This window comes from Vagococcus lutrae (genome assembly GCF_023299185.1).
In the GTDB taxonomy this organism is placed as follows: Bacteria; Bacillota; Bacilli; order Lactobacillales; family Vagococcaceae; genus Vagococcus_A; species Vagococcus_A lutrae.
On record NZ_CP097017.1, the window covers coordinates 1608785 to 1620475 of the forward strand.

Annotated in this window: 13 protein-coding genes and 1 other annotated feature; of the genes, 11 read left to right on the plus strand and 2 right to left on the minus strand. The window is 37.1% G+C overall.

Annotated features, from left to right (window positions below; translation table 11 throughout):
- Window positions 1-15 precede the first annotated feature (15 nt).
- A complete protein-coding gene (locus M2919_RS07785) occupies window positions 16-525 on the plus strand; it encodes a gamma carbonic anhydrase family protein (RefSeq protein WP_222316863.1) in 510 nt (169 codons plus the stop codon).
- A 28-nt stretch (window positions 526-553) separates the two neighbouring features.
- Here M2919_RS07785 and M2919_RS07790 read toward each other — a convergent pair whose 3' ends face one another.
- A complete protein-coding gene (locus tag M2919_RS07790; RefSeq protein ID WP_248848591.1) occupies window positions 554-1267 on the minus strand; it encodes a uracil-DNA glycosylase in 714 nt (237 codons plus the stop codon).
- 105 nt (window positions 1268-1372) lie between these two features.
- Window positions 1373-1511 (plus strand) — a sequence feature (ribosomal protein L20 leader region).
- Window positions 1512-1537: 26 nt separating this feature from the next.
- Here M2919_RS07790 and infC point away from each other — a divergent pair.
- The 8 genes from infC (at window position 1538) to M2919_RS07830 (ending at window position 8983) form a co-directional block, all read left to right on the plus strand.
- Window positions 1538-2059, plus strand: coding sequence for a translation initiation factor IF-3 (gene infC / locus M2919_RS07795; RefSeq protein WP_023605494.1), 522 nt, complete (start codon window positions 1538-1540; stop codon window positions 2057-2059).
- Between the two features lie 26 nt (window positions 2060-2085).
- Window positions 2086-2286, plus strand: a complete 201-nt coding sequence (gene rpmI / locus M2919_RS07800; RefSeq protein WP_023605495.1) for a 50S ribosomal protein L35 — start codon at window positions 2086-2088, stop codon at window positions 2284-2286.
- Window positions 2287-2331: 45 nt separating this feature from the next.
- On the plus strand, window positions 2332-2691 hold the full coding sequence (rplT, locus tag M2919_RS07805) for a 50S ribosomal protein L20 (RefSeq protein WP_023605496.1): 360 nt from the start codon (window positions 2332-2334) through the stop codon (window positions 2689-2691).
- A gap of 314 nt (window positions 2692-3005) precedes the next feature.
- Window positions 3006-5201 carry an anaerobic ribonucleoside-triphosphate reductase gene (gene nrdD, locus M2919_RS07810; RefSeq protein ID WP_376716168.1) on the plus strand — a complete coding sequence of 732 codons (2196 nt, stop codon included), beginning with the start codon at window positions 3006-3008 and terminating at the stop codon, window positions 5199-5201.
- Between the two features lie 19 nt (window positions 5202-5220).
- On the plus strand, window positions 5221-5823 hold the full coding sequence (nrdG, locus tag M2919_RS07815) for an anaerobic ribonucleoside-triphosphate reductase activating protein (RefSeq protein ID WP_023605498.1): 603 nt from the start codon (window positions 5221-5223) through the stop codon (window positions 5821-5823).
- Window positions 5824-5950: 127 nt separating this feature from the next.
- Window positions 5951-7036, plus strand: coding sequence for a M42 family metallopeptidase (locus M2919_RS07820; protein WP_126762428.1), 1086 nt, complete (start codon window positions 5951-5953; stop codon window positions 7034-7036).
- 193 nt (window positions 7037-7229) lie between these two features.
- Complete coding sequence (locus M2919_RS07825) at window positions 7230-7967, plus strand: MBL fold metallo-hydrolase (RefSeq protein WP_126762430.1); 738 nt, start codon at window positions 7230-7232, stop codon at window positions 7965-7967.
- Between the two features lie 11 nt (window positions 7968-7978).
- Window positions 7979-8983: a lipoate--protein ligase gene (locus M2919_RS07830; protein WP_222316861.1), complete on the plus strand. Its 1005-nt coding sequence runs from the start codon at window positions 7979-7981 to the stop codon at window positions 8981-8983.
- A gap of 37 nt (window positions 8984-9020) precedes the next feature.
- Here the strand turns inward: M2919_RS07830 and trpS are convergent, their stop codons facing one another.
- Window positions 9021-10028: a tryptophan--tRNA ligase gene (gene trpS / locus M2919_RS07835; protein ID WP_023605502.1), complete on the minus strand. Its 1008-nt coding sequence runs from the start codon at window positions 10026-10028 to the stop codon at window positions 9021-9023.
- A gap of 358 nt (window positions 10029-10386) precedes the next feature.
- On the opposite strand from trpS, the gene spxA reads away from it, so the two are divergent.
- Complete coding sequence (gene spxA, locus M2919_RS07840) at window positions 10387-10785, plus strand: transcriptional regulator SpxA (RefSeq protein ID WP_023605503.1); 399 nt, start codon at window positions 10387-10389, stop codon at window positions 10783-10785.
- Between the two features lie 107 nt (window positions 10786-10892).
- A complete protein-coding gene (locus tag M2919_RS07845; protein WP_023605504.1) occupies window positions 10893-11549 on the plus strand; it encodes an adaptor protein MecA in 657 nt (218 codons plus the stop codon).
- Window positions 11550-11691: the final 142 nt, after the last annotated feature.

The window sequence follows — 11691 nt, forward strand, 5'->3', positions numbered from 1 at the left end:
AAGTGAGCGAATAAGATGAGAAATTTTGTAGCAAAAAGTGCAGATTTAATTGGAAAAATTAAATTAGGTGAAGCTTCAACGATTTGGTACCAGTCGGTTATTCGAGGTGATTATGGTGTGATTTCAATCGGTGATAGAAGTAATATTCAAGATGGCTCAGTCGTTCATGTAGATGAACAATACCCAACAGTTGTAGGAGACGATGTCACAGTGGGGCATCGTTGCATTATCCATGGCTGTACCATTGAAGATCGTGTGATTGTCGGTATGGGGTCGACTATTATGAATGGAGCGAAAATTGGTCAAGACTCTATCGTAGGTGCTAACTCTTTAGTCACCGAACGAAAAGAGTTTCCACCGGGTTCTCTCATTATGGGTTCACCTGCAAAAGTTATTCGAGCGCTAACGGATGAAGAGAAACAAAGTATTTTAGTAAATGCGCATGAATACGTGCAAAATGGTCAAAAATTTGAAGGGAAACCCATCACGATTGATGAGGACGGCTTCATCGTAGAAACAGAATGAAAAAGCGACTCATTTGAGTCGCTTTTTTTTAAAATAAAGAAATAGTTTGTATACTATTATCAATAGGCAGTTCCCAATTTATTGGTTCTCGCTTTTGTGAAAGTAACCAATGATTGATAGTCGAAAAAGGTTTTGAACCAAAAAAACCACGATAGCTTGAAAGAGGACTTGGATGAGGGGCTTCTAAGATGAGATGCTGATCATTCGTAATCAGTTCTTTTTTATTTTGAGCGGGTTTTCCCCACAAAACAAAGGCAATCGGACGAGGGTGGTCATTGAGTGCTTGAATCGCCACATCCGTCAAGCGTTCCCAGCCTTTCTGACGATGTGAGTTCGCTTCGCCTTTACGAACAGTTAAGACCGTATTAAGAAGCAATACGCCTTGTTGTGCCCATGAGGATAAATCACCTTGATGAGGGATAGGTGCGTTTAAATCGTCATGTAATTCTTTAAAAATATTTTTTAAAGAAGGCGGGATAGCAACGTCACTTGAAACAGAAAAGCTCAACCCTTGTGCTTGCTTAGGACCATGGTAAGGGTCTTGGCCTAAAATTACGACTTTGACACTGTCATAGGGTGTTAAATTAAAAGCTTGGAAAATCGTCTCTTTGGGTGGATAAATGGTTTGTGTTTGATACTCTGATGCTAAAAACTGATCGAGCGATGAAAAGTAAGGTTGTTTGAATTCATCGGCAAGAATAGTCTTCCAATCTGTCCTTATCATATCTGATGAAAGAAACATAGCGACGGCCTCCTTATAATAGTGCTTTTAGTATACCATGAGTTTCTCTTTTTATAAAAAGTGGTTGACAAAAAACTTAGAACTTGTTATGATATATGAGTTGAGAAAATAAAGCAGGAGCACCCGCTTCTCGCCTGAGTAGACAAAACGTCTCTGGGCTAGATAATTTTTTAGATAGCTATATGAGTAGCTATTTATGAAATCGGTGGGAGTTCTTATGTTAAGAACTCTTTTTTTCTGTTTAATTCTCGGAAAAAATCAGAGAGGTGAATGACCATAGCAAAAGATATGATGGTAAACAACGGTATTCGTGCACGTGAGTTACGATTGATTTCCCAAGATGGCGAGCAATTAGGCGTTAAGACAAAAGCAGAAGCATTACAAATTGCTGAAGCAGCTAACTTAGATGTTGTTTTAGTGTCACCTAATGCGAAACCACCTGTTGCCCGTATTATGGACCACGGAAAATATCGTTACGAACAACAGAAGAAAGCCCGTGAGGCTCGCAAGAAGCAAAAAGTTATTAATGTTAAAGAGGTAAGACTCAGTCCGACAATTGAAGACAATGATTTTAATACCAAATTGCGTCAAGCACGAAAGTTTCTAGAAAGTGGAGACAAAGTGAAAGCGTCTATCCGATTTAGAGGCCGTGCCATTACACATAAGGAAATTGGTCATGAAGTCTTGACTCGCTTTGCAGACGAAACAAAAGATATTGCCGATGTAGAAGTACGCCCTAAAATGGAAGGCAGAAGCATGTTTCTAATGCTAGCACCAAAAACAGAAAAGTAAGCAATCGATTTTGAGGAGGAAATACAATGCCAAAAATGAAAACACACCGCGGACTAGCTAAACGTGTCAAACGTACTGGTGGTGGCGGATTAAAAAGATATCGTGCGTTCACAAGTCACCGTTTCCACGGCAAAACTAAAAAACAACGCCGTCAATTACGTAGACCTAGAATGGTATCAAAAGGCGATTACAAACGTATTCGTCAACAATTAACTTACATGAAATAACATAGGGATATGAAAAACGAAACAGAACTTGAGGAGGAATTATAAATGGCACGTGTTAAAGGTGGATACGTAACCCGTCAACGTCGTAAAAAAACGTTAAAACTAGCAAAAGGCTACTACGGCTCAAAACATACATTATATAAAACAGCAAAAGAACAAGTGATGAAATCTTATAGCTACGCTTACAGAGATCGTCGTCAAAAGAAACGTGACTTCCGTAAATTATGGATTGCACGTATCAATGCTGCTGCACGTATGAATGGTATGAGCTATTCAAAATTAATGCATGGCTTAAAAGTTGCTGAAATCGATGTTAACCGTAAAATGTTAGCTGATTTAGCTGTACATGATGCAAAAGCATTCACAGCTTTAACAGAACAAGCAAAAGCTGCATTAGCTAAATAATATGAATTTTAAACCTACTCTTTGTGAGTAGGTTTTTTTTATTGTATTAAAGCACACTGTTGGTCCTTATTTAACCTCACAATCTTAAAACCTTGTCAGGTTAGGTTGCAACTCTTTTTTTGACTGATATTGTGAAAAAATAATTTAATAAATAAAAATGAGATGAAAATTAAGTTACGCATAGAGAAATAAAAAAACCTTATCGTACCACAACATATAGATTCTTACTATAAGTAATAATCTATATGTTGTTGTTTTTTATCTTAAAATCAGATAGAATAGAGTAAGAATTAATTGGGAGGATGAGTGAAATGATGAAAGCACTGGCACAATCACAAGGTATTGTGCAATTTCAAACGAAATTAAAAACAATTAAAGTGATTAAGCGAGATGGACGTTCAGTAGATTTTGATGATGATAAAATTTATGCAGCACTAATGAAAGCAGAGAAAAAAATTCATGGTGAAATTCGTCCTTTAGCCGAAGAAAGAATTCAACGTGTCGTGCGATTAGTCGATCAGGAGATTGCGGAGCGCTTCTCAGATAATATTAAAATTTATGAGATTCAAAATATTGTGGAACAGACGCTTTTAGATGAGCGTGAATATGAATTGGCTGAAGAATATATTCATTATCGGACGCAGCGTGATTTTTCACGACGAAAAGCGACAGATATTAATGTTGCAATTGATAAGTTAATACATAAAGATCAAACGGTGGTTAATGAAAATGCCAATAAGGATAGTGATGTCTTCAATACACAACGTGATTTGACAGCTGGGATTGTAGGAAAATCTATTGGCCTCCAAATGTTGCCACCACATGTAGCGAATGCTCATCAAAAGGGGGATATTCATTATCATGACTTAGATTATCATCCATATACGCCTATGACTAACTGTTGTTTAATTGATTTTAAAGGCATGTTGAATAATGGCTTTAAAATAGGGAATGCCGAAGTCGAGTCACCTAAATCCATTCAAACAGCAGCGGCTCAAATTTCTCAAATTATTGCCAATGTGGCATCTAGTCAATATGGAGGTTGTTCAGCTGACCGGATAGATGAGCTTTTAGCGCCGTTTGCGCGTAAAAATTATGAAAAACACTTACGGGACGCTAGAGAATGGATTGAGGATGAAACGAAGCATGACGCTTATGCGAAGGCTAAAACAAGTAAAGACATATATGATTCTATGCAGAGCCTAGAATATGAAATAAATACGCTATTTACGTCAAATGGTCAAACGCCTTTTACATCATTTGGCTTTGGTTTAGGAACAGATTGGTTTGCTCGCGAAATTCAAAAGTCCATCTTGCAAATTAGAATTAAAGGGTTGGGTCAAGAAAATAGAACGGCGATTTTTCCTAAATTAATTTTTACGATTAAAGACGGTTTGAATCTTCGTGAAACAGACCCTAACTATGATATTAAAGAGTTAGCGCTTGAGTGTGCGACAAAACGGATGTACCCTGATATTCTAAACTATGAAAAAATAACAGAGTTAACGGGAAGTTTTAAAGTGCCTATGGGATGTCGCTCGTTTTTACAAGGATGGAAAAATGAGCAGGGAGAAGATGTTACATCAGGTCGGATGAACTTAGGTGTTGTAACGTTAAACTTGCCGCGGATTGCGTTAGAATCAGAAGGAGATGTGACGCGTTTCTGGGAATTGCTTGAAGAACGTTTAGAGATTATGGAAGATGCGTTACTATATCGTGTCGATCGTTGTAAAGAAGCCAAGCCAGAAAATGCTCCGATTCTTTATATGTACGGTGCTTTTGGAGATCGATTAAATAAGCAGGAAGATACCGACCAACTGTTTAAAAATAAACGAGCAACTGTTTCTTTAGGTTATATTGGCTTATATGAAGTGGCAACACGTTTTTATGGGCCAAATTGGGAAGGAAATGCTGAAGCCAAAAACTTCACGTTATCCATCTTGAAAAACCTGAAAGAACATGCGGATGCGTGGGGAGATAAGTACGGCTATCACTTTAGTGTATATAGTACGCCAAGTGAAAGTTTAACCGACCGTTTTTGTCGACTAGATACAGAAAAATTTGGAGTAATTCCAGATATTACGGATAAAGATTATTATACAAACAGTTTCCATTATGATGTTCGTAAAAATCCGACACCTTTTGAAAAACTTGATTTTGAAAAGGACTATCCACAATATTGTTCTGGAGGGTTCATCCATTACTGTGAGTACCCAATGTTGCAACAAAATCCGAAAGCATTAGAAGCTGTATGGGATTATTCGTATGATAAGATTGGTTACTTAGGAACAAATACGCCGATTGACCATTGCTACGAGTGTGGTTATGAAGGAGATTTTAATCCGACAGAACGTGGGTTTGAATGTCCAAATTGTGGTAACCGTGACCCTAAGACGTGTGATGTAGTGAAACGAACATGCGGTTATTTAGGCAATCCACAAGCGCGTCCAATGGTACACGGTCGTCACAAGGAAATTTCATCACGTGTGAAACATATGCCACAAGGATAAAGAGAAAAGAGGAGAAAACATGCGTCATCCAAAACCTCAAGAATGGGATTCAGCTCAGTATAGTCAAGGCTACTATGGTGATTATAAACCTTTTAACTTTGTTGATGGCGAAGGAGTTCGGTGCAGTTTATATGTGAGTGGCTGCTTATTCGCTTGTAAGGGATGTTATAATAAAGCCGTTCAAAATTTTAAATATGGCAAGCCATACACGAAAGAACTAGAAGATCAGATTATTGCGGATTTAGCACATGACTATGTACAAGGTATGACTCTTTTAGGGGGAGAGCCTTTTTTAAACACAGAGGTTTGTTTGTCATTAGTGACACGTATACGCCAGACGTATGGTCACACAAAAGATATTTGGGCGTGGTCGGGATATACCTTTGAAGAGCTGTTATTAGAAACAGAAGATAAATTGCAATTACTCGAGCAAGTCGATATTTTGGTTGACGGTCGTTTTGAAATAGATAAAAAAGATTTAAATTTACAATTTAGAGGTAGTAGCAATCAACGTATCCTTGATGTGCCAAAATCTCTTGCTGCAAAAAAAGCAGTACTTTGGAACAAGTGTATGGATGCCGATCGAACATACGAGCAGATTAAAAAATCTGATTTAATCTAAAAAGTCGCGCCTTGTCTTACGAGATAAGGCGTTTTTGATAAAATTTACAGAGAAGTAGCCAATGAATACGCAATCATTTAAAAAAATGCTATACTAGAGAAGTAAATCATTATAAAGGAGCGATATCGTGGAAAAAACAGAAGAATTATTTTTAAAAGAATTAACAGATGCACGCGGTGTGCCTGGTAATGAAGATGAAGTTAGAGCAGTCTTCAAAAAATATGCAGAACCTCATGCCGATAAAATGATGTATGATGGCTTAGGTGGCATTGTAGCACGCCACAATGGTGCTAAAGAAGGCCCTAAAGTAATGATTATGGGGCATATGGATGAAGTTGGTTTTATGGTGACTCAAATTACAGAAAACGGCTTTATTAAATTCCAAACATTAGGTGGTTGGTGGGGTCAAGTTATGTTGGCTCAAGAGGTTGAAATCAAAACACGTGAAGGTAAATTAATTCATGGTGTTATTGGTTGTAAACCGCCTCACGTTTTATCTGCGGAAGCTCGTCAGAAACCGTATGAAATTTCTGATATGTTTGTGGATATCGGAGCAACAAGTGCGGACGAAGTGAAAGAGTGGGGAATTCGTCAAGGAGATATGATTACACCTTATACAGAATATCGCCGTCTTAACGATTCTAAGTTCTTATTAGCGAAAGCTTGGGATAACCGTATCGGTACAGCTGTTTCATTAAAAGTATTAGAGAATTTAGCAAAAGAAGGACATCCAAATATTTTATTTGCTGGAAGTAACGTTCAAGAAGAAGTCGGCTTGCGTGGTTCTCGTACAAGTACACATATGGTCAACCCAGATATTGCGTTTGCCTTAGATACTGGAACTGCAGGTGATACACCTGGTATGACAGATAAAGAATCAATGTCTAAATTAGGAAAAGGCCCACAAATTTTAATTTTTGACGCGTCTATGATTCCTCATCGCAAGTTACGTGATTTTGTCATTGATGTGGCAGATGAACTAGAAATTCCTTATCAATTAGAAGTGATTGCAGGTGGCGGAACAGATGCAGGAACACAACATATTACGCGTGACGGTATTCCGTCATTGGCTATTACTGTTGCAACACGTTACTTGCACAGCCATACTTCTGTCATTCATGAAGACGACTATTTAAATACCGTAAAACTTGTGACAGAAGTCGTGAAACGACTGGATAAAGAAACAGTAGAAAAATTACGCTCGTTTGAGTAAACGTGTCATTAAGATTAGAAGCAGTTAACAATTTTTGTTACTGCTTCTTTGGTTTTTAAGTACATAAATGTTTTTTTGAAGACGAAAAATACTTGATACAGAGAAAAAAGTTCTGATTTGACTTTTATTGAGTAAGATAAGCTGAAAAAAATGAAAAAAAGTCGTAAAGTATGAATATGAAGGATGTGGAAAAATGAAACTAACGGTTTTAGGATATTGGGGTGCTTACCCATGGCAACACGAAGGCACGTCTAGTTACTTGTTACAAACAGCTGACTTCTCACTTTTAATTGACGCGGGAAGCCATACTTTATCTGTTTTAGAAGACCATCTGGATCCTTTGACACTTGATGCTGTGATTATTTCACATTATCATCATGACCATATCGCTGACTTAGGTGTGTTACAGTATTATCGACAATTGCGTGGTACGTCTGAAACACCTGTTTTGCCGATATATGGACACGGTGAGGATGACGCACACTTTGCCTCTTTGACGTTGGCAAATGTTTCGAAAGGTTATCAGTATCAGGAAGAAGATACTTTAAAAATAGGCCCTTTTACCGTGACGTTTATGCGAACTAAACATCCTGTACCGTGTTTTGCAATGCGTATTGTTGAAGATAGAACGAAGAAAACAGTCGTTTATACAGCTGATTCTGGCTACTTATCGGCTTTTGAGTCGTTTGTCACACAGGCGGATGTTTTAATTACTGATGCTTATTTCTTAGAGGGAAATGAGAATCATCCCGTTCATTTTACAGCGAAAGAAGTTGGGAAATTAGCGTCACAAGGTAATGTGAAAACATTGGTATTAAGTCATTTACAACAAGAACTGGATTTGTCACAATTAGAAAATCAGGCGCGTCACTATGCAGGCCCAAATGTTGACGTACTACTAGCTCAGAAAAACTTAACTATTGAAATTTAGGAGGAATAGAGATGTTATTTGTACCAAACGAGAACAATGACCCACGTGTAAACTTGGCGATTGAGACTTTCTTATTACGTGAGATGGAAGTGTCAGAGCCGATCCTATTATTTTATATCAATGAACCTTCGATTATTATCGGACGTAATCAAAATACAATCGAAGAGATTAATGTTGATTATGTCGAAGAAAAAGGGATTCACGTTGTCCGTCGCTTAAGTGGCGGAGGAGCTGTTTACCATGACTTTGGTAACTTAAACTTTAGTTTTATCATGCCTGATGATGGCAATTCTTTCCGTGACTTTGCGAAGGTAACAAAACCGATTATTGATGCTTTACATGCAATGGGCGTAGAAGGAGCAGAGTTGAAGGGACGCAATGACTTAGTTATTGATAATAAAAAATTCTCTGGTAATGCGATGTATGCGACAAATGGTCGAATGTTTGCTCATGGAACGATTATGTTTGATAGTGATGTTAATGAAGTCGTGAATGCATTAAAGGTACGAAAAGATAAGATTGAATCGAAAGGAATTAAGTCGATTCGTTCACGCGTTACCAATATCAAACCTTTCTTAGATGATGAATATCAAGATTTAACGACTGTCGATTTTCGTCAAGATATTTTACTACGTATCTTTGGAGTAGACGCGTTGGAAGATGTGAAAACGTATGAACTAACAGAGTCTGATTGGGAGAAAATTAATCAGATTTCTGATAAATATTATCGAAATTGGGATTGGAACTTTGGTAAATCTCCGGATTTTGATATTGTGAAACGTGAGCGTTTCCCAATCGGTTCAATTGAAGTTCGTTTGAATGTATCGGGTGGTGTGATTAAGGAAGCTAAAATCTTTGGTGACTTCTTTGGTCTAGGTGAGATTAGTGATGTTGAAGCACAATTAGTAGGCGTCAAATATACAAAAGAAGCCTTAAAAGAAGTAGCAAACCAAATCGATGTGAAGAAATATTTTGGAAACATTACAAGCGACGATTTATTAACAGTGTTATATTAATAAAAAACCTCTCAAGTTACGACTTGAGAGGTTTTGCTTATGAACGTTTACGTCCAAGACCTACAGCATTTTGCATGCGTTTTAAAGTGCGATTGGCTTTCATCGTCGCTTTTTCAGCTCCTGCATCTAGAATAGCATCTAATTCACCAGAAGCGAGTAAGGCAGCTTGCTTGGTTTGAATTGGTTCTAAGACGTCAATAATCGCTTCTGCTAAATCAGCTTTAAATGTCCCATAACCTGAGTCACGGTAAGTTTCAGCAAGTTCAGCGATAGATTTTCCAGTCATCGCGGAGAAAATCGTGAGCAAGTTTGAAATGCCCGGTTTATTTTCAACATCATATTCAATCGTTCCACTTGAATCTGTGACAGCTGACTTAATTTTTTTGCGTATAGCATCTGGCGTATCAGCCATGGAAACAAAGCCTTTTTGGTTAGTATCTGATTTACTCATTTTTTTAGTAGGATCTTGTAAACTCATAATACGCGCCCCATGTTCTGGGATTTTAACTTCAGGCTTGGTAAGTAAAGTTTGTCCTTTTTGGGCGTAGCGCTGATTAAAACGATCTACAAAGTCACGTGTTAACTCTAAATGTTGTTTTTGATCTTCTCCTACAGGGACTAAGTCCGTATCATAGAGAATAATATCTGCGACCATTAATGGCGGATAAGTTAATAGACCAGCAGTGACTCCCTGTTTCGCTTGTTGCTGCGCTTTGTCTTTAAACTGAGTCATGCGTTCTAACTCACCAATAGTCGTATGACACTGGACAATCCAAGCTGCTTCAGCATGTGCAGACACTTCTGATTGAATGAAGATTGCCGCTTTGTTTGGGTCTAACCCAATAGCGACATAGAGTGCCGCTAAATCTAAAATTTGTTTTCTAAGTTTAAGTCGATCTTGTGGTACCGTGATAGCATGTTCATCTACTACACAGAAATAGCAATCATAATCATCTTGTAAGGCGATAAATTGCTTCATAGCACCAATGTAGTTACCGATGGTAGGAATACCACTTGGTTGAATTCCAGAGAAAATAGTTTTCATTTTTATTACTTCCTTTCAGCGTCACACTCGTTCTTTCCATTATACTAAAAATCGCGGTAAAAAGAAATATCCAACACAAAGGCTTATGAATAACACGTATGAAATGAAGAGATAAAATGTGATTTCTTGAATTAAACGGTTATTTTAAAAATTAAAATTAAATGAGTTTAAATGTGGTGAAAGTGAGAAAAAACTATGAAAAAGCGATAAAATAAGGGATTCTTTTGTGAAAAAATCTTACTTTTTTTGAAAAAGATATAGTAATTGTTTGTAACATAGGTTATAATTAAGGTTATACAAGGTTAATAAAAACCTGTATTAAATAAAGATGTCGAGAGCATCAAAAGGAGTGACTCATATGTTGACACTATATACCTCTCCCAGTTGTACATCTTGTCGTAAAGCACGTGCGTGGTTAGTGGAGCAAGAAATTCCGTTTAAGGAACGTAATATTTTTTCTGAGCCGCTTGAAATATCTGAGTTAAAAGAAATTTTAAGAATGACGGAAGACGGTACAGAAGAAATTATTTCGACTCGCTCAAAAGTCTTTCAAAAACTAGATATGGATTTAGATGAATTACCACTGCAAGACTTACTAACATTGGTCCAAGAAAACCCAGGATTATTGCGACGACCAATCATGATTGATGAAAAGAGACTTCAAGTTGGGTTTAACGAAGATGAAATTCGACGTTTCTTACCTCGTGAAGTTCGTGCCTTAGAATTAAAACATGCCCAACTCATGGCAGGATTATAAGATTTAATACCTCGTCTTTTTGGCGAGGTATTTTTTTCTTTACATTCTCAGTAATTAAGCTACAATGAGTGTTATAGGTAAGTAAAAAGAAGTGAGGTGTATGTACGATGGAAATGGAACGAATCAATGAAAATACTATTCGTGTACTAATTGAAAATGAAGATCTAGAAGAAAGAGGCATCACCTTTTTAGATTTGCTAGGAAATCATAAACAAATCGAAGAGTTTTTTCATAGTATTTTAGAAGAAGTTGATATCGATGAGCAGTTCCAAGAGACTGACGCTGTCACTTTTCAAGTCATGCCTAATCGAAATGGTTTAGAGCTTTTTATTAGTAAAAACTTGATGTCCAGTGATGGAGAAGGACTGCCAGATATTACGGACCTGATTAATCAAGGTGCATTTGGTGATTTAATACAAGATAAAGTGGCCCAAACACCACTGGAAGATAAATCGATTGAAGTAGAAGAAGCGCCTCAAGTTCATTATGTGATTGCTTTTCGCTCGTTGGAAGAAGCAATACAGTTAGCTAAAACACAACGTTTCCAATCAGCCTCTACTGACCTTTATCAATATCAACAGCAATATTTTTTAAATGTAACGTTTTATGTCGAAGAATTGACACATAAAATGATGGAAATTGAATTAGGTCGCATGTTAGAATATGGAAAATTAGCCTCGATTAGTCCGGAGCTTTTGATTGAACATGGTCAACTTATAATGGAAAAAAGTGCTTTAGAACAACTTTCTTATTATTTTAAATAGTGAAGAAAAAAGCCTGACTTTATGGCTCTATAATTTAAAGGACTGATGAATCAGAAAGTGATTCATCAGCCCTTTTTTAATTTTCTTGATTTTAGGTATTAAAAAGCATACCGTTCTCCTATATGATTAATTTACCACAAAA